Annotated in this window: 19 protein-coding genes; 9 read left to right on the forward strand and 10 right to left on the reverse strand. The window is 65.9% G+C overall.

From position 1 onward, the window contains the following. Window positions 1-64 precede the first annotated feature (64 nt). The 4 genes from tsaC to ISP20_RS03630 form a co-directional block, all read right to left on the reverse strand. The gene (gene tsaC, locus ISP20_RS03615; RefSeq protein ID WP_204634708.1) at window positions 65-637 is read right to left on the reverse strand and encodes an L-threonylcarbamoyladenylate synthase type 1 TsaC; all 573 of its coding nucleotides are present in this window, start codon (window positions 635-637) and stop codon (window positions 65-67) included. After that, the gene (locus ISP20_RS03620; protein WP_204634709.1) at window positions 638-3,157 is read right to left on the reverse strand and encodes a DNA topoisomerase I; all 2,520 of its coding nucleotides are present in this window, start codon (window positions 3,155-3,157) and stop codon (window positions 638-640) included. A gap of 122 nt (window positions 3,158-3,279) precedes the next feature. After that, complete coding sequence (gene dprA / locus ISP20_RS03625) at window positions 3,280-4,407, reverse strand: DNA-processing protein DprA (protein ID WP_204634710.1); 1,128 nt, start codon at window positions 4,405-4,407, stop codon at window positions 3,280-3,282. Between the two features lie 81 nt (window positions 4,408-4,488). Then, complete coding sequence (locus ISP20_RS03630) at window positions 4,489-5,616, reverse strand: LysM peptidoglycan-binding domain-containing protein (RefSeq protein WP_204634711.1); 1,128 nt, start codon at window positions 5,614-5,616, stop codon at window positions 4,489-4,491. Window positions 5,617-5,805: 189 nt separating this feature from the next. On the opposite strand from ISP20_RS03630, the gene def reads away from it, so the two are divergent. The 4 genes from def (at window position 5,806) to ISP20_RS03650 (ending at window position 10,558) form a co-directional block, all read left to right on the forward strand. Then, entirely contained in the window at window positions 5,806-6,315 is a 510-nt protein-coding gene (def, locus tag ISP20_RS03635) for a peptide deformylase (protein WP_204634712.1), read from the forward strand. Then, entirely contained in the window at window positions 6,312-7,232 is a 921-nt protein-coding gene (fmt, locus tag ISP20_RS03640; RefSeq protein WP_204634713.1) for a methionyl-tRNA formyltransferase, read from the forward strand. The genes def and fmt overlap by 4 nt, the downstream gene beginning before the upstream one ends. 199 nt (window positions 7,233-7,431) lie before the next feature. After that, window positions 7,432-8,727: a 16S rRNA (cytosine(967)-C(5))-methyltransferase RsmB gene (gene rsmB / locus ISP20_RS03645; protein WP_204634714.1), complete on the forward strand. Its 1,296-nt coding sequence runs from the start codon at window positions 7,432-7,434 to the stop codon at window positions 8,725-8,727. A gap of 100 nt (window positions 8,728-8,827) precedes the next feature. Continuing rightward, the gene (locus tag ISP20_RS03650; protein ID WP_204634715.1) at window positions 8,828-10,558 is read left to right on the forward strand and encodes an ArnT family glycosyltransferase; all 1,731 of its coding nucleotides are present in this window, start codon (window positions 8,828-8,830) and stop codon (window positions 10,556-10,558) included. A gap of 224 nt (window positions 10,559-10,782) precedes the next feature. On the opposite strand, the gene ISP20_RS03655 is transcribed toward ISP20_RS03650, so the two are convergent. Genes ISP20_RS03655 through ISP20_RS03675 form a run of 5 tightly spaced genes read right to left on the reverse strand, consistent with a single transcriptional unit; the run spans window position 10,783 to window position 15,799 of the window. Further along, window positions 10,783-11,895 (reverse strand): glycosyltransferase family 4 protein, encoded by a 1,113-nt coding sequence (locus ISP20_RS03655; RefSeq protein ID WP_204634716.1) that lies wholly within the window; start codon window positions 11,893-11,895, stop codon window positions 10,783-10,785. Next, entirely contained in the window at window positions 11,892-12,752 is an 861-nt protein-coding gene (locus tag ISP20_RS03660; RefSeq protein WP_204634717.1) for a glycosyltransferase family 2 protein, read from the reverse strand. Before ISP20_RS03660 ends, ISP20_RS03655 begins: the two co-directional genes overlap by 4 nt. Window positions 12,753-12,774: 22 nt before the next feature. Then, window positions 12,775-13,704: a glycosyltransferase family 2 protein gene (locus ISP20_RS03665; protein WP_204634718.1), complete on the reverse strand. Its 930-nt coding sequence runs from the start codon at window positions 13,702-13,704 to the stop codon at window positions 12,775-12,777. Further along, window positions 13,701-14,651, reverse strand: a complete 951-nt coding sequence (locus tag ISP20_RS03670) for a UDP-glucuronic acid decarboxylase family protein (RefSeq protein WP_204634719.1) — start codon at window positions 14,649-14,651, stop codon at window positions 13,701-13,703. Before ISP20_RS03670 ends, ISP20_RS03665 begins: the two co-directional genes overlap by 4 nt. 41 nt (window positions 14,652-14,692) lie before the next feature. Continuing rightward, complete coding sequence (locus ISP20_RS03675) at window positions 14,693-15,799, reverse strand: O-antigen ligase family protein (RefSeq protein WP_204634720.1); 1,107 nt, start codon at window positions 15,797-15,799, stop codon at window positions 14,693-14,695. Between the two features lie 300 nt (window positions 15,800-16,099). On the opposite strand from ISP20_RS03675, the gene ISP20_RS03680 reads away from it, so the two are divergent. The 4 genes from ISP20_RS03680 (at window position 16,100) to ISP20_RS03695 (ending at window position 20,066) form a co-directional block, all read left to right on the forward strand. Beyond that, window positions 16,100-16,915, forward strand: a complete 816-nt coding sequence (locus tag ISP20_RS03680) for a glycosyltransferase family 2 protein (RefSeq protein ID WP_204634721.1) — start codon at window positions 16,100-16,102, stop codon at window positions 16,913-16,915. Further along, window positions 16,912-17,949 (forward strand): CDP-glycerol glycerophosphotransferase family protein, encoded by a 1,038-nt coding sequence (locus ISP20_RS03685; RefSeq protein WP_204634722.1) that lies wholly within the window; start codon window positions 16,912-16,914, stop codon window positions 17,947-17,949. The genes ISP20_RS03680 and ISP20_RS03685 overlap by 4 nt, the downstream gene beginning before the upstream one ends. 90 nt (window positions 17,950-18,039) lie before the next feature. Then, a complete protein-coding gene (locus ISP20_RS03690; RefSeq protein WP_204634723.1) occupies window positions 18,040-19,746 on the forward strand; it encodes a glycosyltransferase family 39 protein in 1,707 nt (568 codons plus the stop codon). Further along, entirely contained in the window at window positions 19,743-20,066 is a 324-nt protein-coding gene (locus ISP20_RS03695) for a hypothetical protein (RefSeq protein WP_204634724.1), read from the forward strand. The genes ISP20_RS03690 and ISP20_RS03695 overlap by 4 nt, the downstream gene beginning before the upstream one ends. A 98-nt stretch (window positions 20,067-20,164) precedes the next feature. Here ISP20_RS03695 and ISP20_RS03700 read toward each other — a convergent pair whose 3' ends face one another. Then, window positions 20,165-21,046, reverse strand: coding sequence for an LpxL/LpxP family acyltransferase (locus ISP20_RS03700; RefSeq protein ID WP_204634725.1), 882 nt, complete (start codon window positions 21,044-21,046; stop codon window positions 20,165-20,167). 137 nt (window positions 21,047-21,183) lie between these two features. Here ISP20_RS03700 and dtd point away from each other — a divergent pair, with 137 nt between their 5' ends. Further along, window positions 21,184-21,624 carry a D-aminoacyl-tRNA deacylase gene (dtd, locus tag ISP20_RS03705; RefSeq protein WP_204634726.1) on the forward strand — a complete coding sequence of 147 codons (441 nt, stop codon included), beginning with the start codon at window positions 21,184-21,186 and terminating at the stop codon, window positions 21,622-21,624. Window positions 21,625-21,627: the final 3 nt, after the last annotated feature.

Genomic DNA, 21,627 nt, shown 5'->3' on the forward strand with positions numbered 1-21,627 from the left:
GAGCTCATGGCGTGCGGAAGCCGTTCATCCTCGCCGAACGCCCGGCAAGTCCTTACGGCCCCGATCAGGAACGGATCATAGCGCCCGAGAGCGCGTCGCGTATCTGTGTCGGTCGTAAGTGTTCACCGAGCGGCGCGTCCAGAACCCCATCCAGCGCGGGACCGAAGTAGTCGGCCGCGATGTCGGCGCTGCGGGCAGGCGGCTCGCCATGCGGATTGGCGCTGGTGGAAACCAGGGCGCCGCCGAAGGCCCGGCACAGCGCGGCAGCAGGTTCATGCGCCGTCACGCGCAGGGCAATGCCGGCGTGGGATCCGGCCACCCAGTCAGGCACGGCCGGCGAGCGGGGGAAGATCCAGGTGTAGGGACCGGGCCAGCTCTCGCGCACCTGCGCCAGCACCTGGGCCGGAACGGCGGCCAGGTCGATATAGCGCTCGACCTGGGCAAACGCCGCCGCGATCAGCAGCACGCCCTGGGTGGGCGGCCGCTGCTTGAGCGCGAACAGCCGCTCGAAGGCCACCGGGTTATGCGGATCGCAACCGAGGCCGAACACCGCCTCGGTCGGATAGGCCAGCACCCCGCCGCTGCGCAACAGCGTAGCGGCGGCATCAAGCTGGGTGAGGGCGAAGCGTGCCGTCACTCAGGCGCCCGCCGTGGTCTTCTTCTTGGTGGCGGCCTTCTTGGTGGCGGTCTTGGCCGTGGCCTTCTTGGCGGCGGTCTTCTTCGCGGCGGTTTTCTTGGTCGCCGCTTTCTTCACCGCCGTTTTCTTGGTGGCCGTCTTCGCAGCTGCCTTCTTGGCCGCCGGCTCCTTCTTGGCCGCAGCCTTCTTGGCGGCGGTCTTCTTGAACGCACCGCGGCCCTTCTTGACCGGTGCCGCCGCCAACAGCTCGGCGCATTGCGCTTCGGTCAGGTCCTTCGGTTCCTGGTCCTTGGGAATGCGCGCGTTCTTCTCGCCGTCGGTGATGTACGCGCCGTAGCGGCCGTTGAGCACCTGCACGCCGTTGCCGAAATCCTTGATGATCCGGTTGGCCAGCATCTCCAGCTTTTCCTGCACGATCTGCAGGGCGCGCGGCAGCTCGATGGTGTACGGATCGTCCTCCGGCTTGAGCGAGGCATAGGTGTTGCCCTGCTTCACGAACGGACCGAAGCGGCCCACGCCCACCGACACTTCGTCGCCGTTCTCGGCCTGGCCGAGCTTGCGCGGCAGCTTGAACAGTTCCAGCGACTCTTCCAGCGTGATGGTGTGCATGCTCTGGCCCGGACGCAGGGACGCGAACTGCAGCTTCTCGTCCGTGTCCTTGTCGCCAATCTGCGCATACGGCCCGTAGCGCCCCAGGCGCACCGACACCGGCTTGCCGCTCTTGGGATCGGTGCCCAGCTCACGCGCGCCGGTGGCCTCGCTGCGGTCGACCGATTCGGTCTTCTCGTCCACCTGCTGCTTGAACGGCTGCCAGAAGCGCTCCATCAGCGGCACCCAGGCTTCTTCGCCACGGCTGACCGCGTCCAGCTCATCCTCGAGCTTGGCGGTGAAGTCGTAGTCGACGTAGCGGGTGAAGTGCGCGGTGAGGAATTTGCTCACCGCACGGCCCACGTCGGTGGGCTTGAAGCGGCGGCTGTCGAGGAACACGTATTCGCGGTTGAGCAGCACCTGGATGATGCTGGCATAGGTCGACGGACGGCCGATGCCGTGTTCTTCCAGGGTCTTCACCAGGCTCGCTTCGGAGTAGCGCGGCGGCGGCTCGGTGAAGTGCTGGTCGGCCGAGATGTCCTGCAGCGCCACTTTCTCGCCCACGTCGAGCTTGGGCAGGCGGCGGCCTTCGTCGTCGTCCTCGGCGGTCTTCTGGTCGCGGCCTTCCTCGTACACGGCGAGGAAGCCCGGATCGATCACGGTGGTACCGGTGGAACGGAACGAGGCATCGCCACCGGCCACATGCGGCACGGCGAATTCCACCGACACGGTATTGAGCGTGGCGTGGGTCATCTGGCAGGCGACGGTGCGCTTCCACACCAGCTCGTACAGCTTGCGCTGTTCGTCGTTGAGGTACGAAGCGACTTCGCGCGGCGTGCGCATGGCCGAGGTCGGGCGGATCGCCTCATGCGCTTCCTGCGCATTCTTGGATTTGGATTTGTACACCTGCGCATGATCCGGCAGCGCCTTGGCGCCAAAATCGCGTGTGATCAGCTGGCGCAGCTCGCCGACCGCATCTTCCGACAGCGCTACCGAGTCGGTACGCATGTAGGTGATCAGGCCGACGTTGCCTTCGGTGCCAATCGAGACGCCTTCGTACAGGCCCTGGGCGATCTTCATCGTGCGGCTGGTGGAAAAGCCGAGCTTGCGCGCCGCTTCCTGCTGCAGCGTGGAGGTGGTGAACGGCGGCGCCGGCCGGCGCTTGCGTTCCTTGCTGCCCACCTCGCTGACGGTGAGGTGGCCGTGCGCGGCCTGCTTCAACGCGTGGCGCGCGGCCAGCGCGTCGTGTTCGTTGGTGAGGTCGAACTGCTCGAACTTCTTGCCGTTGAGCTTGGTCAGGCGCGCGCTGAAGTCGCCTTCCGGATGGCGCAGCGCCGCCTCGATGGTCCAGTACTCGCGGGCGACGAAGGCTTCGATCTCTTCCTCGCGCTCGACGATCATGCGCAGCGCGGGCGACTGCACGCGGCCGGCGGACAGACCGCGCTGCACCTTGCGCCACAGCACCGGCGACAGGTTGAAGCCCACCAGGTAATCCAGCGCGCGGCGGGCCTGCTGCGCATCGACCATGTCCAGCGACAGCTGGCGCGGCGAGGCCACGGCGGCCTTGATCGCCTTGGGCGTGATCTCGGAGAACACCACGCGATGCAGCGTCTTGCCCTTGGTCAGGCCGCGCTCCTTGAGGATCTCGCTGATGTGCCAGGAGATCGCCTCGCCTTCGCGATCCAAGTCGGTCGCCAGATAGATGTCGTCGGCCAGCTTGGCGGCCTTGGCGATGGCGTCGACGTGTTTCTCGTTGCGGTCGATGACCTCGTAGGCCATGGCGAAGTTGTTGTCCGGGTCGACCGCGCCCTCCTTCGGGCGCAGGTCACGGACGTGGCCGTAGGAAGCGAGGACCTGGAAGTCCTTGCCGAGGTATTTGTTGATCGTCTTCGCCTTAGCCGGCGACTCGACGATAAGCAGGTTTTTTGCCATGAAGCTTGCTATCCGCCATCTATAGCCGACCTGTCCGGGCCGGCTTCCTATATTTAGTTAAAGGCATGGCGGCATCACGCCGTCAAGCTGAACGATGTGAAAGCGCGCTGCACGTCGGCTTTCTAATAGCCCGGCAAGCGTTGGTAGCGATTGCCTGGCAGCGCTTCGACCTTGCCTTCCAACTCCAGCATCAGCAGCTCGGATGTAAGGTCCGAGACAGCTTTGCCGGTCGAGCCTGCCAAATCCTCGAACGCCACCGGCCCGTAACCGAGCGCATCGAATAACGCCTGACGGGATGGATCGGCTTCGAATGCCGTCGCTCCGGGTGCCGGGAGAGCGGACCGATCCAGCCGGCCAGCCAACTCACGACCCATTGCGACAGCAGCAGGAGCAAGCGCTTCCACGATTTCGGCCGCTGTTTCCACCAGCCGCGCGCCATCGCGAATCAGCCGATGGCAACCGAGAGCCAGCGGATTATGGATGCAACCGGGCAAAGCGAACACCTCGCGGCCCTGTTCCGCGGCAAGCCGTGCCGTGATCAGGGAACCGGACTGCAGCCCGGCCTCGACCACCAGGGTTCCCAGCGACAGGCCCGAGATCAGGCGATTCCGGCGCGGGAAGTGATCCACGCGGGCCGGCGTACCGGGCGGAAACTCGCTCACCAGCGCGCCCTCGGCCGCTAGCCGCCGTGCCAGCGCATGGTGCTGGCGTGGGTATACCCGGTCCGGTCCGGTGCCCACCACGGCCACGCTGGGCAGCCCGGCATCGAGTGCCGCCAGGTGGGCGGCGCCGTCGATGCCTTCGGCCATGCCGCTGGTGATCACGAAGCCGGCATGCCCCAGGTCCTCGGCGAAGGCACCCGCATACGTACGCCCGGCCAGCGTGGCCGCCCGCGCACCGACGATGGCCAGCTGCGGACGCAGCAGCAGGCTGGCGTCGCCGGCCACGAACAGGGCGATCGGCGGCTGCGCAATGGTCTCGAGCTGCGGCGGGAAATCCTCGTCGGTGCAGAGCAGCAGGCGGTGGCAGGGGTGTTCGAGCCAAGCCAGGTCGGCGTCCAGGCGCCGCTGGTCAGGCCGTTCCAGCCAGCCGCGGGTGTCCGGGGGCAACTCGGCCAGGCGCTGCAGCAGGGCGGCGTGCACGGCGTCGATTCCGCCATGGATCGCCAGCTGCTCGCGAAGACTTACCGAGGCGAAGCGCGGCGTGCGCAGAAGGGTGAGCCAGGTACGAAGGTGTGGCGTGGCGTTCATGGCCATCCAGCCTAAGGACGGCGCAAAAAGAAACGGCGCGGTGATGACCGCGCCGTTCTGTCGTCCCCGACCGCCGGAGGTTTATTCCGGCAGTTCGAGCTTGTCGTGCTTATGCACCGGACGCAGGCCGTCCATGATCAGGCCGTAGCTCACCCGGTCGAAGGTGCGGAACACCATCACGTGCCCGACGAACTCCTGCGGCAGCGTCACGTCCACACCGGTGCCGCGGTTCCAGCTGTTGTGGGCCACGTCGTCGTTGATGGTTTCGCCCGGCTGGTAGATCGAGTAGGTCTGGCCGTTGTCCACGCCGTCGTGCGAGCCGATGTTCAGCGCCACCACTTGGTGCGGACCCACCGCATCGTAGGCATCGGCGAAGGCGATCACGCGCGCATTGCCCGGTACCGACTTCGGCGCATGCGGGTAGTAGTAGGCGTCATACGGCTTGTCGTCGATCGGCAGCAGGCGGTCGCCCTTGTTGATCTCCATGGTGGAGTTCAACAGCAGCAGGCTGGTCGGGTCGCCGGTGCGCAGCACTTCGGCGGTGCCGATCACGCTGACTTCGGTGCCGATGTCCTCGCCGTGGCCGTAGTGGCCGTCGTCGCGGAAGTCTTCCTTCCACGGCGTGCGGACCAGCGACACATTGCTGTCCAGCGGATGCGCAACCAGGTCCGAGCCGCCATCGCGGCCCTTCTTGCTGTCGAAGTCGCGGAAGGTCTGGGTCGGCCGCACGATGGCGAAACGCTGGCCCGGTGTCGAAGTCAGGTTGCGAACGTAGACGTTCTTGCCCACGGTGCCGCGCAGATCCGCTTCCTCGAAGCCCACCACATAGGGCAGGTTCTCCACGTCCTCGCTGTTGAGGACGCGCATTTCCTTGAGGAAGGTCTGCAGCTGATCCAGCGGAATGGCCGGAATGGCGTCGCCTTCGGCACGCACGCGAGGCTGCAAGCCCAGGCGCGGACCATTGGCGAACGACAGGTTCAGCACGTCACCCGGATAGATCAGATGCGGATTTTGCACCTGCGGGTTGGCTTGCCAGATTTCCGGCCACAACCAGGGTTTGGACAGGAAGCGTGCGGAAATCGCCCAAAGGGTGTCGCCCTTTCGAACCGTGTAGGTATCGGGGTGATCGGCGCGCAATTGCGCACCCGCAGCGTAAACAGCAACCGTGACCAGCATGCCGGCCAGCAGTCCGATGGACTTTCTGATCATAAACGGGAATCCCCCATCCCCCAACGCTCGGGCGAGTGTAACCGAACAACTTGTTCACGCAACCGTGTCCAGTTGGCAAAACGGCATGCCAGACACGGGCTTGGCGGCGTACAATAAGGGCCATTCTAGATGCGCTCCGGGCTTGGTTTTCACCGATTCGCCCGCAGTTTCGGCGCTGAGGTAAAAACCATGTCCGTCCTGACCATCATTGAATTCCCCGATCCCCGCCTGCGCACCAAGGCCGAACCGGTGAGCGTGTTCGACGCCGAACTCAAGCAGTTCGTGGCCGACATGTTCGAGACCATGTATGACGCCAATGGTGTCGGTCTCGCCGCCACCCAGGTCAATGTGCACAAGCAGGTGCTGGTTGCCGACATGAGCGACGAGCGCAACCAGCCGCTGGCCCTGATCAACCCGCGCCTGGTCCAGAAGGACGGCGCGCAGGTCTATCAGGAAGGATGCCTCTCGTTCCCCGGCATCTATGCCGATGTCACCCGCGCCCTGAAGGTCACGGTGAAGGCCAACGACGTCGACGGCAACGAGATCGAGCGCGAATTCGAAGGCCCGCTGGCCGTGTGCATCCAGCACGAGATGGACCATCTCGCCGGCAAGGTGTTCGTGGACTACCTGTCGCCGCTCAAGCGCTCCATGCTGCTCAAGCGGCTGGAAAAGCAGCGCAAGCAGGCGGCCACCGCTTGAAGCTCCGCGTCGTTTTCGCGGGCACTCCCGAATTTTCCGTTCCCTGCCTCGAAGCGTGCCGCGCCAGCGGTGCGGAGGTGGTGGCGGTCTATACCCAGCCCGATCGTCCCGCCGGCCGCGGCCGCAAGCTGACGCCCAGCCCGGTCAAGCAGGCCGCGTTGGCCGCCGGCATTGCGGTCGAACAGCCCGAATCGCTGAAATCGGAAGAGGCCCGCGCCACGCTGGCTGCTTACGCGCCCGACCTGATGGTGGTGGTGGCCTACGGACTGATTCTTCCACGCAAAGTGCTGGCCATCCCGCGCCTGGGCTGCTGGAACGTGCATGCCAGCCTGCTGCCGCGCTGGCGCGGCGCAGCGCCGATCCAGCGCGCCATCCTGGCCGGCGATGACGAAAGCGGCGTCGACCTGATGCAGATGGAAGCGGGGCTGGACACCGGTCCGGTGCTGCTGGAGCGGCGTACGCCGATCAGCGGTGAGGACACCGGTGGTTCGCTGCATGATCGGTTGTCCGCGCTGGGCGCGGATGCGCTCGCCGAAGGCCTGTCACGCGTACTGTCTGGCGAGACCTTGCTGCCACGGGCGCAACCGGAAGATGGCGTGATCTACGCGCACAAGCTGGACAAGGCTGAGGCACGGCTCGATTTCAGGCGACCGGCGATCGAGCTGGAGCGCCAGGTTCGCGCGTTCGATCCGTGGCCGGTGGCCGAGGGCGATGTTGCTGGCGAAATGCTGCGTATATGGGCCGCCCGAGCCATTGAAGGCAACGGCGCACCCGGTTCGGTGCTCGGCATGAGCCGCGAGGGCATCGACATTGCCTGCGGCGAAGGTGCGCTGCGCGTGACCGCACTGCAGCGGTCGGGCGGCAAGCGCATTACGGCGGCCGACTACTTCAACGCCATAAAGACACGCGGCGCCTAACAAGCTCGTCATTCCGGCGCAGGCCGGAATCCAGTGGCGGGGCGATAGATTCTCGCTGAGCATCCATCAAAGCCTTTCAAAGCCACGCAGAAACCGATTGTGGCCGCTACTGGATTCCGGCCTACGCCGGAATGACGAGCAAAAAGCTTGGGCCTCGTTCATCCCCGCTTCTCACCCCCATCCACTACCTTCCCCCTCCATGACCGACACCCGTGCTCTAGCCGCCCAAGCCCTTGCCGACGTCGCCCTGCGCGGCACCTCGCTGCGTGAGGCGATGGAGCGCCATGCACCGAAGCTGGCGGACGGTCGCGATCGCGCGCTGCTGATGGCCCTGCTGAGCGATGGCGCACGCTGGTGGCTGCGCTTCGATCCGGTGCTCGATCGCCTGCTGGAAAAATCGCTGCGACAGAAGGAGCCGGTGGTGCACGCGCTGCTGGTGCTAGGGCTGGTGCAGCTGGAAATTCTTGAAATGCCTGCGTACGCCGCTGTGGCCGCCACCGTGCAAGCCACGCGCGCGCTGCAGCGTCCGCGCATGGCAGGGCTGGTGAACGCGGTGCTGCGTCGCTGGCAACGCGAACGCGAGACACTGCTGGCCGAACTCGACGCCAAACCGCAAACACGACACGCGCATCCCCTGTGGCTGGCCAGGACGCTGGAGCGCGACTGGCCGCAGCAGGCCGATGCCGTGATGGCGGCGGACAACGTCGAGCCGCCGCTGATGCTGCGCGTCAACCATCGCCGCACCGAGCGCGACTCGCTGATCGAGCGCCTGCGTTTGGACGGCCATATGGCTGAGGCACATGCGTGGCTGGACGACGGCATCGTGCTGCCGCACAGCACCGACGTCACGCGGCTTCCTGGTTTCGCCGCGGGCGAGTTCGCGGTGCAGGACGGCGCCGCGCAGATCGCCGCCGACCTCGCCGATGTGCGCGATGGCCAGCGCGTGCTGGATGCCTGTGCCGCCCCGGGCGGCAAGGCCTGCCATCTGCTGGAGCGTGCCAGCGTCGCGCTGACCGCGTTGGAATTCGATACCAAGCGCACGCAACGCATCAGCCAGAACCTGGAGCGCCTCGGGCTCGAAGCCCGCATCGTCGTCGGCGATGCCGGCGAGCCGGAAGGTTGGTGGGACGGCAAGCCCTACGATCGCATCCTGATCGACGCACCGTGCTCGGCGGCCGGCGTGCTGCGTCGCCGCCCCGACGTGCGCCTGCATCGTCGTGAGAGCGACCTGGCACCGCTCGCCGCACAACAACGACGCATCCTCGCCGCCCTGTGGCCCCTGCTGGCGCCGGGCGGGCGGCTGGTCTACATCACCTGCTCGATGTTGCGCGCGGAGAACGATGCCGTCGTCGGCGAGTGGCTGAAGGAGCGGCCCGATGCCCGCGCCGTGGAGTTCACCCTGCCGGTGGGCCAGGCCGCCAGCGTGGGCTGGCAGGTGCTGCCGGGCGATGGCGACCTCGACGGCATGTACTATGCCGTGCTTGAGAAGGCCTGAAACTTGCGGGCCGTGCGCCGCGCCTAAGCCAGGGACAAGGCAGCGCCGTTAGGCTATTCGATCAGCGACGCGGCCCTGCCGCATCTCCGGAAATACAAGCATGTCCGTTTTTTCTGAAGCCACTCCCCTGGAACGCCGCCGCTTCTGGCTGTTGCTGCTGATCGCGCTGGTGGTGATCGGTGCCGGCATGGGGCTGCGCGATCCCTGGCCTTCCGACGAACCGCGCTTTGCGCTGGCCGCCAAGCACATGGTGGAGAGCGGCGACTGGCTGTTCCCGCATCGCGGCAGCGAGCTTTATTCGGACAAGCCGCCGATGCTGTTCTGGCTGGAGGCGGCCAGTTACACGGTGCTGCGCAACTGGCGCTTCGCCTTCCTGCTGCCTTCGTTGCTGGCGGCGCTGGGTTGCCTGGCGCTGGTGTATGACCTCGGTCGTCGCCTGTGGAATCGCCAGGTCGGTATTTACGCGGCGTCGGCCCTTCTGATTACTTTCCAGTTCGTCTTTCAGACCAAACGCGCGCAGATCGATCCGCTGGTGATGTTCTACATCACGGCGGCGAACTGGGGCCTGCTGCTGCACATGCTCAAGGGCCCGAACTGGCGGGCGTTCTGGTTCGGCTGTTTCTGCGCGGGCCTTGGCGTGATTACCAAGGGCGTGGGCGTGCTCGCACTCCTGATGATCGTGCCGTATCTGGTGGCCGCGTTCGGCCAGTGGCATGGCGTGGCGCGCATGGGCAAGGGCGCGTGGTGGCGCTGGGCGCTGGGACTGGTCGCGCTGCTGTTGGCAATGGCGCTGTGGCTGGTGCCGATGCTGTTGGGCGCCAAGGCGCATGCGGGCGATCCGGCCTATGCCGCCTACGTCAACGACATCCTGTTCCATCAGACGGCCGGCCGTTACAGCAAGTCGTGGGATCACCACCACAACGCGCTGTATTACGTGCCGATCGTGCTGTTCACCTGGCTGCCGCTGTCGCTGACCTATCCCGGCATGCTGCCGCGCTGGTGGCGCTCGTTGAAGGCCAAGGACGCGCGCATCCTGCTGCCGTTGGGCTGGATCGTGCTGCTGCTGGTGTTCTTCTCGATTCCCAAGGGCAAGCGCGACGTCTACATCATGCCGGCGCTGCCGATGCTGGCGCTGGTCAGTGCGCCGTATCTCGACGAGCTGCTGCAGAAGCGCTGGTTGCGCGTGGCGGGGCTCGTCTTTATCGGCATCATGGGTGCGGCCGTGCTCGGTATTGGAGCAGCAGCGCTCATCGCACACCCCAAGTTCACCACCGAGTTCGCCATCGCGCGCGGTTTCGACGACGGCGGTCAGGCGCTTTGGTGGATGGGCGTGACTCTTGGCGCCGTTCTGTTTGCACTGATCGCCACACTACGGGTTCGCCGCGCAGTCCTCGCCGTCTCCTGCGGCATGGCCGCGATATGGCTGACGCTGAGTTTCTGGGCGTATCCAGTTCTCAACGACTCCAGTTCGGCGGCCGGCGTGATGCGCGACGTGCGCGAACGCCTGCCGGCGGGCGACCAGATCGGCATGGTGGCGTGGAAGGAGCAGAACCTGCTGATGTTCGACCATCCGGCAACGGACTTTGGTTTCACTCGCCCTTGGCATGAGCAATACGCTGCAGCGATGAAGTGGCAGGCCGCCGATCCCGAGCATCGCTGGTTGTTTGCGCTGGATGGGGTGATGGCGAACTGCGTGGATCGCAGCAAGGCGGTGAGCCTGGGGCACGCGAATCGGCGTGAGTGGTGGATGTTCAAGGCCGACGCCGTGGTGCCGGGATGCCTGCCTAGCGAAGACGTGGATCGGGTGCCGGCGGCGGCGTTGGAGGAGTAACGCTCGCGGCACATTGCACTTTCCCCTTCCCCCATCGGGGAAAGGGGGCGGTCTTGCCTCAGTGCCGAACACAGCGCTAAATGCGCAGCGCAGATCTACCCCAGTCACCTGCCTTTCTGTGGGAGCGCACTTGTGCGCGACATGGGCGCCCGGACGTACTGCTCCGTAGGCTTGTCGCGCACAAGTGCGCTCCCACAAGGTGACCCGGTGTTGGCTAGAGCCGCTTAAGCACGCAGCAGCTTCTCGTACGCCTCTTCCGTCCTGCCCACGAACAAGGGCAAACCGAACTCCCGCTCTGCATGCTCACGTGCAGCCGCACCCATCGCAGGCAGCACGCTGCGCTGTTCGACCAATGTTCTCACCGCTTCAGCCATGGCCTGGCGATCACGCACCGGCACGATCCAGCCATCGCTCCCCTCGTGGATGTTCTCGGGCAGCCCCGCATAGCGCGTGACCAGTACCGGCTTGCCCATCGACATCATTTCGCGGCAGGCGAAGGAAATCGTCTCCACGCCATAGGACAGGACGAAGCCCGCATCAAGCGAAGCGACCAGGCCGCGCGAGTCGCTCAGCACGCCAGGAAAAACCACCTGGTCGGACAACCCCAGCGCCGCGACACGTTCAAGCTCGGCGGCCTGCGGCGGTACGCCGGCAATCAGTACGCGCACACGCTGCCGAATATCGGGAGGAAGCAAGGGCAACGCTTCCATCAGATCCATCCAGCCTTTGTAGCTGGCGGTTCCTGCATTGCTACCGAGCAAGAAGACACCGTCGTCGCCGCCGTTCCAGCTGACGCGTTCGGCCTTCGCTTCGTCGGCCGGCCACGGCGACCAGCGTTCGATATCGACGCCGTTGTAGACCGTTTCCAGGCGGCAGCGGCGATAGGCGGTCTGCAACAATTCGCGGCGCGTGTAGTCGCAAACGGCGATCACCATGTCCGTGCGGCGCGCGCGCAGCGCCGCGCCAATGCCACGCACAGGCTTGGAGTTGTGCTTGGTCCACACCAGGGCGGGACGCCTGGCCGGCATGGCCGAAAGCACCAGGCGGTGGTCGGCCGAACCATTGACGTGGACGAGATCGAACGCCTGCTCGCGCAAATACGCAGCGAGCTGTACGCGCGCACGACGCCGCGCCTTCCACTTGTTGATGCCGTTGGGAAACGGCTGGTCCAGCACGAACACCCCGGGCAAGGCTCTCGCCTCGCGATTCAGCCGGCTGCCGGGAGGGGCGGCCACGTGCACTTCATGGCGCGAGGCAAGTGCAGCCGCCAACTCGCGGACATAGGTGGTGTGACCGCCGCCGTCGCCGCCGTGGAAGTTGGTGTAAAGCAGTTTCATGCTGCGCGGTCGTTGTCGCCGAGCAGATCGACATGCTGGCTGATGCCGGCATCGCACCAGGTGATGCCTTGCGTGCGCGTGGCATGGAACAGGCGGTTGTTGGGCAGGTCCATGTCGTCGACTTCCGGCGGGGAACGCGAGTTGTGCCACAAATGCACCGCAAGCGCGACCCACTTGAGCGCGCGTCGCTTCAATCCCGTGTTTTCCAGGCGTGCCGCCAGCTCGCGGTCTTCCGCACCGTAGCCTTCCATCCGCTCGTCGAAGCCGTTCACGCGCAGCAGATCGTCGCGCCAGAAGCTCATGTTGCAGCTCATCACCCGGCCGCCGTTGCGCGAGCGCGACTTCCACCGCCCCAACGCCGGTGCGTGAAATGCGTAAAGTCTCTTGGCGCCATCGAATTCGCCGAAGTCGGCCTTGGACCACGGCGCGAACACGGGCGCACCGCCCGCCAGCAAGCGCTTCGATTCTTCCGGCGTCGCCTTGATGCGACCGCCCTGCAGGAAGAATCCGCGTTCGGCCAGCATCAGGTGATCGGCGATGAAATGCGGATGGACCAGCATGTCGCCGTCGAGCAGGATCACGTAATCGCCGCGGCTCGCGGCGATCCCACGATTGCGTGCACGCGCCGCGCGGAAACCGTGATCTTCCTGCCATACATGACGCAACGGCACCGGGAAGCTCGCGGCCATGCGCTGCACCAGCGCCGCCGTTTCTTCGGTCGAACCGTCGTCGGCGACGATCACTTCGTAAGGCAGCTGGGACTGGCGCGCCAGCCCTTCCAGCATGCGTTCGAGTGCCTGCGGCCAGTTGTAGGTCAGCAGCACCACGCTGACCTTGAGCTCGAGGCCGTCGCTCATGGATGACGAGCCCCGGCAGACATCACGCGCCCGCCTTGCCGCGACTCTTGCGACCGTGCCGCAGGATGGACACGGTGCGCTCGAGCCGCTTGAGCCAACCGGACGTGCCACGACGGAACGCGATGCCGGCATAGCGCCAGGCTTCGTCCATGCCCGGTTCCGGCTTGCTGCGGAATTCCGCCTTGGCCAGGTCCAGCGTATGGACGTCCATATGCATGCGCTCGGCGTAGTGGTTGATCAGCGTGCGCGAGCGGAACAGGTTGACGAACTGGTTCTCCCGTTCGCGTGCATGCCACCAGCCGTTGGCGCCGTGCACGCGGTAGTGCACCAGGCCGGTGGGCAGGTAGTACTTGCGCGCGCCGAGCACGCTGGTGCCGAACACCAGGCAGTTGTCGGCCGAGATGCGCCATGTGCTCAGGAACGCGTGCGGCAGGTCGAGTGCGCGTTGCGCCCACGGCCGGCGCATCGACAGTGCCGAGGTCGCCGCGCCGTACCAATAGGCGGTCACCCAGGTGCTGATGGCGGTGAAGCCCAGATCGGTGGCGCGATCGGCGTAACCGACGAGACCCTGCTCGTTGCCGAACAGATTGACGTCGGTGAACACGAAATCGATGTCGCGCCGGCTGTCGTAGACCTCGCCGATGCGCGCGAGATAGTCCTTGTCCCAGCGGTCGTCGGCATCGAGGAAACACACGACGTCGCCGGTGACGCCTTCCATGCCTTTCACGAAGGCCGAGAGCTGGCCGCCGTTGCTCACGCAGCGCAAGGTGATGCGCTCGTCGCTTCCGTAGCGTTCGGCCAGCCACGCGGCGGAGCCATCGGTGGAACCGTCGTCCATCACGATGAGCTGAGCGGCGGCACGCGTCTGCGCCAGCACGCTGTCGATCGCCTCGCCGACGTAGTCCCGGTAGTTGTAGTTGGTGATGACGACGCTGAAGGTCACCGCCTTCATGCAGCCACCTCTCCCTTCAGCAGCTTGCGGAAGTAGGCGATCGTTTCGCGCAAGCCATCGTCCAGGCTCACGCGCGGCTCCCAGCCGAGCTTCTCCTTGGCCAGCGAGATGTCCGGCTGGCGCTGGCGCGGATCATCCGAGGGCAACGGGCGGAACACCAGCTTGGAATGGCCGCCCACCAGCTGGATCACCCGCTCGGCGAGCTGCAGCATGGTGTGCTCGACCGGGTTGCCGATGTTCACCGGACCGGTGAAACCGGCCTCGCTGTCCATCATGCGCACGATCACTTCGATCAGGTCGTCCACATAGCAGAAGCTGCGCGTCTGGCTGCCATCGCCGTAGATGGTGATGTCCTCGCCGCGCAGCGCCTGCACGATGAAGTTGCTGACCACGCGCCCGTCGTTGGGGTGCATGCGCGGACCATACGTATTGAAGATGCGCACCACCTTGATGTCGAGGTTGTGCTGGCGGTGGTAGTCGAAGAACAGCGTTTCGGCGCAGCGCTTGCCTTCGTCGTAGCAGCTGCGGAAGCCGATCGGATTGACGCGGCCCCAGTATTCCTCGCGCTGCGGATGCACTTCCGGATCGCCGTACACCTCGCTGGTCGATGCCTGCAGGATGCGCGCGTGGGTACGCTTGGCCAGGCCCAGCATGTTGATCGCGCCATGCACGCTGGTCTTGGTGGTCTGCACCGGGTCGTGCTGGTAATGCACCGGCGAGGCGGGGCAGGCGAAGTTGAAGATGCGGTTCACTTCCACGTAGAGCGGGAAGGTCACGTCGTGGCGCATCAACTCGAAGTACGGGTGGTTGAGCAAGTGGGCGATGTTCTGCTTGCTGCCGGTAAAGAAGTTGTCCGCACACAGCACGTCATGGCCGTCGCGCAGCAGCCGGTCGCACAGATGCGAACCGAGAAAGCCCGCGCCACCGGTTACCAGTACCTTGTTCATCGATAGTCCCGAGTCCCCAAACACATCGGGGTACTTTAGTTTTATTGGATGGAATTTGCCGGCTTCGACCGATCACCCGCCATCAGGCCCAGCACCAGGCCCATCGGCAGCCAGATCAGCAGCCAGGCCGGACGGGGACTATCGAGCATCTGCGGCATGTCGAACTGCAGCACGACCGACGCATAGACCCAGATGGCCAGCACCAGGCGACCCGAGAGGGTCCCCCGGTGGAGCCAACCCTGCCAGCCGATCATCAGCCACATCGCCACGGTCAGCAGCAGGCCGGGCAGGCCCAGCTCCACCGTCACCTGGGTCAACAGGTTGTGGGTATGCGTATACGCCGCGCCGTTCACGATCAGACTGATGGGGGCGCCCTGGCCCAGGCCGATCAGTGGATGCTGCACGATCAGGTGCAGTGCCTGCATTGCCAGCTCCGGACGCAACGAGGTGCCGCGCTCGGTCAACATGGAGGCCGGCCACAGCAGCATCACCGCCGCCAGCACGACCACGGTCCCCGCCAGCCAGCGGTGGGCGCGGCCGGGCTGCCACAACGGCATCAGCACGACGGCAAGGGCCAGGCCCAGCCATACGCTGCGCGTCTCGGTGAGCCCCACGAACAGCAGCAGCACAGCCATCGCCGCATAACGTGCGACCGACCAGCGACGGTCGGTGAGATCGAGCTGGCTGAGCCACAGCGCCACCACGCCCATCAGGGCCGCGGCGTAGTTGGCGGTGCCGATGGTGCCTTCGCCGACGATGCGGCCGTCCTGCACCGGGGTGATCACGAAGGCGATGCAGTAATAGATGGCGCATGCCCCGATCCCGAGCCCGGCAGCCAGCAGCAGCTGGCGAATGCGCGCGACGTCACCCGCCGTATAGGCGTGCCAACCCATGACGAAGGCGAAGACGCTGAGCAGCCTTCCCACTTCGTTCGACGGATGGGGCAGATGCCCCCAGCTCAGCGACACCAGCGCCCAGGCCAGCAGCGCGAGAAAAACCCGGAACACCGGCAATGGCCACAACTGGCGCCACACCCGCGCGCCCTGGGTGAAGGACAGCACCAGCGCGGGCAGATACAAGAACAGGACCAGGCTGTTCTGGTATGCCTTACCCGGATTGAACGACACACCCGCGGGCATGATGACCATGCCCAGCATCATCCAGACGATGCCTATACCAAGAATCGTGCGCCCGATGGCCCGGCTCTTTGGCTGAATGTCTGTCGTCAATGGAGTCGTCCTGCTTCTCATACTGCCTGCTTGCCTGATCGTTACTGCTGTCCCGGGCCGGCCCGAAACCGTTCTATTTTCAGGGTTATCTGACCCGAAGTCAGCAGGATAGTGCAGGGCTCCAGCTGAAACCGAGCCGACCATCGCCTCTCGGCCAACGCGCAAGCGCACCGCCCGGGGGACACGAGCCTCGTTTCGAATGCGGCTAGAATTCGCCGTATGCCTACCTTTCCCCTCACCCTCGTCGTGATGACCTACAACGAGGCGAAGAGCATTGCGCGCTGCCTGGACAGCGTGCCCTTCGCCGGCGAAAAGCTGGTGATCGACAGCGGCAGCACCGACGACACGGTTGCCGTGGCGCAGGCGCACGGGGCACGGGTGGTGCACCAGGATTGGCTGGGTTTCGGGCCGCAGCGCAATTTCGCTACGACGCAGTGCAGCAATGAGTGGATCCTCGCGCTCGATGCCGATGAATATCTCTCGCCCGAGCTGGCGGCGGAACTCGAGCAGCGGCTGCCCGAGCTGATGGCCAGCGGGATTAGTGCCGCCTTCCTGCGCCGCTCGACCATTTTCATGGGCGCACGCATGCGCTGGTACCTGCCTTCGATGGGCGAGAAGATGGCCCGCCTCTACCATCGCGACCGCGCCCGCTGGACCGATGCCCGCGTGCACGAATCGCTGCGCTTCGACGGCGCCTCGGTGACGCTGAACGCCGCCTTCAACCACGAGAACAACCCCAGCCTGCCCGAGAAGCAGATCAAGGTGCTGCGCTACGCCGAGCTGAAATGCCGCGACTGGCTGCAGAAGAACAAGCCGGTGCGCATGTGGCAGACGCCGTTTGTGTACCTGCTGGCCTTCATCAAGGATTATTTTTTCCGGCTGGCCTTCCTCGACGGTTGGCGCGGCTTCGTGATCGCGCAGACCGCCGCCTCGTACGCCGCCTATAAACGCATGCGTTACTACGAAATGCGCCGCAACCCCGCGTCGCTGCAGACCGCAGCCGACGCCCTGATTCGCCACGGCATCGATCGATGAGACAACCCGAGCACTACCTCCTGTATGGCTCCGAGCGCTATGCGCTGGCCATCCTGCGTCCGATCCAGGACGCCATCCGCGCCCGCGGCGACGAGGCGGCTTGGTTCTTCGACGGCCCCGGCGCCGAGGATCTGGTGGCAGGCGAACGGCTGCTCAGCGTGCAGGAAGTGCGGGCGTGGAAACCGCGCGCGGTGATCACCTCCAGCAACGCGGTGCCGCATTTCTTTCCCGGCGTGAAGGTGGAGACCTTTCACGGCTTCGATGCCGGCAAGCCGCGACACATCTATGTGCGCGGCTTCTTCGACCTTTACTGCACCACCGGCCCACGCGATACCGCGCAGTTCCAGGCCATCGCCGATCGGGTGGGCCATTTCAGCGTGGTGGAAACGGGCTTTCCCAAGCTCGATCCGTTCATGCGGGAAATCAGCGGTCCGCTGCCGGCCGTGCGCCAGCCGCCGGTGATCCTCTACCACTCCACCTTCTCGCCGTCCTGGAGCGCGGCCGAAACGCTGTACGAGGAAGTGAAGCGCCTCTCGCGCGATGGCCGCTGGCGCTGGATCGTCACCTTCCATCCGAAGATGAATCCGGACACCACCGCCAAGTACAAGGCGCTGCAGAACGAGTACCTGACGTTCGCGGAGAACGACAACATCCTGGAGTTGTTCCCGCAGGTGGACATGATGTGCTCGGACACCTCTTCCGCGCTCAACGAATTCCTGCTCACCGGCAAGCCCGTGGTGACCTTCAAGAATCGCCGCCCCGGGCCGCAGCTGATCGACATCGACGAGGCCTCCCAGTTCGAACCGGCGATCGAGCGCGCGCTGACGCGGCCGCCCGAACTGATGCAGGCGATTCGCGAGTACGGCGATGCCATCCATCCGTATCGCGATGGCCACTCCGCCGAGCGCATCCTCAAGGCCATCGATGGTTTCATCGCTGCGGGCGGCCGCAACCGGCGCCGTAAGCCTTGGAATCTCTGGCGAAAACTGAAGATCCGCCGACGCATCGGCTACTGGGGTCCCGCGGGCTACTGAGGGTCCCCTCGGCCGCGCTCGCGGCCGGGTCAGCGTGGAGCAGGGTCGGCTCGGGATAGAATTGTTTCATTCCCATAAAGAAGACTGCCCGTGGCATCCAGCAGCTATAGCCGCTCCGAACACCTGCGCTCCCTCTGGCCCTGGCTGCCGTTGTGGGCGCTGGCTGCCCTGCTGGCGATCTTCTCGCACGGTCCGATGCCGCTGTATTCCACCCGCACGCTGGCGGTGGCGTGGGAGATGTGGATCCACCACGACTGGCTGGTGCCGCACATCAACGGTGCCCCTTACAGCGAAAAGGTGCCGCTGCTGTTCTGGATGATCCACGCCGGCTGGCTGGTATTCGGCGTCAATGACATCTGGCCGCGCGTGCTGGAAGTGATCTTCGGCGGCACCCAGCTGGTGCTGGTCTCGTTGTTGGCGCAGCGGCTGTTTCCCAACCGCTCCTGGGTGGCCAAGGGAGCGCCGTGGATTCTGCTGGCGCTGGGCTACGCGTTCCTGTTCGGCCAGCAGATCATGTACGAGGTGCTGCTGGCGGTGTGGGTGCTGGCGGCGCTGCTCTGCCTGACACCCAAGCCGCAGCGGGCGGAACCGCGCTGGCTGCTGTTCGGCCTGTGCGTGGGCGCCGGCCTGCTTACCAAGGGCCCGGTGATGCTGCTGCACGTGGCGTTCCCGTTCTTGCTCGGCCCGCTGTGGAACGACTGGGCGCGCGACAACCGCGTGCGCTGGTACTCGCGCGGCGTGCTCGCCTTGCTGCTCGGCGGCGCGATGTTGCTGGCCTGGGCGCTGCCCGCCGGTTTCGCCGGCGGCGAGGCGTATCGCCAGCGCCTGTTCTTCACCCAGACGGCCGGCCGCGTGGTCAACGCGTTCGATCATGCGCGCCCGTTCTGGTGGTACGTGCCGATGATTCCGGCGCTGCTGTTCCCCTTCAGCGGTTGGCCGCGCGCCTGGGTGGCGCTCGCCACCCTGCGCCGCCCGTTCGACAGCGGCATGCGTTTCGCGCTGTGCTGGCTGGTGCCGGTGATCGTGGTGTTCTCCTTCATCAGCGGCAAGCAGCTGTATTACCCGTTACCGGAATTTGCCGGTGCGGCACTGCTCATTGCCGGCGCCATCGCGGCGCTGCGCGACCAGCGCCCGGCGTTGGCCAACAATCCGTGGCTGGGTACCTGGCCGTTGGGCGTGGGCGGCATCCTGTTCGGCATCTTCCTGTTCGTGCTGCCGGTGCTGGTGTCGCACAACGACCTGCATGGCGAATGGTTCGACAGCACGCAGCGCTACAGCCGCTTCTTCAGCGTGGTGTTCGTGCTGCTGGGCATCCTGCTGTTGCTGCGCGGTCGCGGCGAAATGCGCCGCCTGGCCGTCGCCGGCCTGGTCGGCACGCTGGCGCTCAATACGCTGTTCACCCTGACCATGTGGCAGAACTTCGACCTGCGGCCGTCGGCCCTGATGCTGGGCTCGGTCGATGCGGAGCAGCGCCCGATCGGCCTGCTGGGCAACTACGAAGGCCAGTTCCATTTCGCCGGCCGGCTCACCCATCCGATCGAGCGGCTGTACGAAGGCAAGTCGTTGCAGACGTTCGCGCAGGAGCACCCCGATGGCGTGATCGTGGAGCATCCGGAAAAGCTCTCCAACGAGGCGCTGCGTTATGCCTTGCTGGTGCAGCCGTTCCGCTCGGGCTGGGTGGTGATCTGGCCGGCCAAATCGCTGGCCGACCTGCGCGCCGGCCGTGTACCGGCCGAGCCGGCGCATCCGACCCGGGTCTATCAGGTCGACGAGTGGCGCGTGCGCGCCCTGCAATGAACGAGCTGCTGATCGCCAACCTGCGTGCGCAGTGCGGCGGTCCGCGTGACGGCGCGTTGCTGCGTTTCTCGCTGGGCAATGCCTTGTTGGCGGCAGGCGACGCCGCCGGCTCGATTGTCGAATTCCGCCAGGCCCTGGCGTTCGATGCCGGCTATTCCGCCGCGTGGAAGCTCCTGGGCAAGGCCTGCCTCGCCATCGATGACAGCGCCGGCGCCGCGGACGCGTGGCGCCAGGGCATCAGCGTCGCCCAGACGCGCGGCGACAAGCAGGCCGAGAAGGAAATGACGGTGTTTCTGCGGCGGGTGGAAAACCAGCCCTGACCTTTCCCCTGTGGGAGCGCACCCTGTGCGCGACAAGCCTACGGAGCGGTAACGACCAGGCGCCCATGTCGCGCACACGTGCACGGATGGCCTGTGATTCAGTCGTACGGGCTTTTCCAGGTATCGGCCGAGAAGCGCTTGTACTGCCACTGGTACTGCGAGAAGGCCAGCTCCACGCACTGTTCCACGCCCTGATTGAGCGCACGGCAGCCGACGGCGAGATCCGCGTCGGCCAATCCCGGGGGTGCCGGCAGCAGGTGGATGCGATAGCCCTCGCCCTTGGGCAGGCGCTCGGCAAACGCGAACAGCACGGTAGCGCCGGTGCGCGCGGCCAGTCGTGGCAGCAGCACCATGGTCAGCGCGTTCTGGCCGAAGAATGGCGCCACCTCGCCTTCGCCGGCGCGCGGCTTCTGGTCGGGCAGGATGCCCACCGTGCCGCCGGCCGCGAGCCGCTTGTACAAGGTGCGCACGCCCGCACCCTCGGCCCGTACCTGTTCCGGCGCCAGCGCGCCGCGCACTTTGCGCAGCAGGCCCTCGATCGCGGCGATGCGCGGCGGGCGGTAGAGGATCGCCATCGCCGTCTTGCGGCACAGCCAGTAGTTGAGCAACTCCCAGCAGCCCAGGTGCGGCGCGGCGATGATCACGCCCTTGCCGGCGGCCAGCGCGGCATCGAACAGCGCCTCGCCGCGCACTTCGCGCACCATGTCGAGCGCGCGCTCGGCATCGTTGCCCCAGATCTTGGTGATCTCGGTGGCGGAACGGCCGGCGTCCTCCATCACCTCGCGCAGCAAGGCGGCATGGGCGCGTTCGTCCAGCGAAGGACGGGTCAGCCGCAGGTTCACCGAGGTGTTGTGCGCGGTGCGCGTGCGCAAGGCCAGCGAGAGCCGGCCGATGCCCGCGCCGATCGCGTGCAGCGTGCGCAACGGCAGCTTTCCGAACAGGCGCAGGAGCAGATAGAGAAGGGTGATGTCGAATCGCATGGGCGACGCAGTGTAACCGCCCGCGCTGCCCGTTCACGGGTCAACCACGGGTCGCCTGCTTACGTTCTGTGCAACGAGGCTACCGTCGGCGACGGTCAGGCCCTAAGCTTCCGCCGTCTCCGGCCGTTACCCATTCGATGATCGCCCTGATCCAGCGTGTCCTGTCAGCCCGTGTCGATGTCGAAAACACCACTGTCGGGGCCATCGGTCCTGGCCTGCTCGCGCTCGTGGCCGTGCAGCCGGGCGACGACGAACCGCGTACCCGCCGCATGCTCGAACGCCTGCTCGGCTACCGCGTGTTTGCCGACGAGCAGGGCCGCATGAACCGCAGCCTCGCCGACACCGGCGGCCAGTTGCTGCTGGTCAGCCAGTTCACCCTGGCCGCCGACACCCGCTCGGGCATGCGCCCCAGCTTCACCAGCGCCGCCACGCCCGAGGAAGGGCGCCGCTGGTTCGACCGCCTGGTCGAACTGGCCCGCGCCGCCCACCCGGGGGTGGAAATCGGCCAGTTCGGTGCCCATATGCAGGTACATCTGGTCAACGATGGCCCGGTCACCTTCTGGCTGGAGACGCCATGATCG

It is taken from the genome of Dyella kyungheensis, assembly GCF_016905005.1.
Lineage (GTDB): Bacteria > Pseudomonadota > Gammaproteobacteria > Xanthomonadales > Rhodanobacteraceae > Dyella > Dyella kyungheensis.

Excerpts from the sequence above, each read along its gene's own strand:
- ISP20_RS03620 (WP_204634709.1), bottom strand. The coding sequence starts at position 3,157 with ATGGCAAAAAACCTGCTTATCGTCGAGTCGCCGGCTAAGGCGAAGACG.
- dprA (WP_204634710.1), bottom strand. The coding sequence starts at position 4,407 with ATGAACGCCACGCCACACCTTCGTACCTGGCTCACCCTTCTGCGCACG.
- ISP20_RS03630 (WP_204634711.1), bottom strand. The coding sequence starts at position 5,616 with ATGATCAGAAAGTCCATCGGACTGCTGGCCGGCATGCTGGTCACGGTT.
- def (WP_204634712.1), top strand. The coding sequence starts at position 5,806 with ATGTCCGTCCTGACCATCATTGAATTCCCCGATCCCCGCCTGCGCACC.
- rsmB (WP_204634714.1), top strand. The coding sequence starts at position 7,432 with ATGACCGACACCCGTGCTCTAGCCGCCCAAGCCCTTGCCGACGTCGCC.
- ISP20_RS03650 (WP_204634715.1), top strand. The coding sequence starts at position 8,828 with ATGTCCGTTTTTTCTGAAGCCACTCCCCTGGAACGCCGCCGCTTCTGG.
- ISP20_RS03655 (WP_204634716.1), bottom strand. The coding sequence starts at position 11,895 with ATGAAACTGCTTTACACCAACTTCCACGGCGGCGACGGCGGCGGTCAC.
- ISP20_RS03660 (WP_204634717.1), bottom strand. The coding sequence starts at position 12,752 with ATGAGCGACGGCCTCGAGCTCAAGGTCAGCGTGGTGCTGCTGACCTAC.
- ISP20_RS03665 (WP_204634718.1), bottom strand. The coding sequence starts at position 13,704 with ATGAAGGCGGTGACCTTCAGCGTCGTCATCACCAACTACAACTACCGG.
- ISP20_RS03670 (WP_204634719.1), bottom strand. The coding sequence starts at position 14,651 with ATGAACAAGGTACTGGTAACCGGTGGCGCGGGCTTTCTCGGTTCGCAT.
- ISP20_RS03675 (WP_204634720.1), bottom strand. The coding sequence starts at position 15,799 with ATGGTCATCATGCCCGCGGGTGTGTCGTTCAATCCGGGTAAGGCATAC.
- ISP20_RS03680 (WP_204634721.1), top strand. The coding sequence starts at position 16,100 with ATGCCTACCTTTCCCCTCACCCTCGTCGTGATGACCTACAACGAGGCG.
- ISP20_RS03685 (WP_204634722.1), top strand. The coding sequence starts at position 16,912 with ATGAGACAACCCGAGCACTACCTCCTGTATGGCTCCGAGCGCTATGCG.
- ISP20_RS03695 (WP_204634724.1), top strand. The coding sequence starts at position 19,743 with ATGAACGAGCTGCTGATCGCCAACCTGCGTGCGCAGTGCGGCGGTCCG.
- ISP20_RS03700 (WP_204634725.1), bottom strand. The coding sequence starts at position 21,046 with ATGCGATTCGACATCACCCTTCTCTATCTGCTCCTGCGCCTGTTCGGA.
- dtd (WP_204634726.1), top strand. The coding sequence starts at position 21,184 with ATGATCGCCCTGATCCAGCGTGTCCTGTCAGCCCGTGTCGATGTCGAA.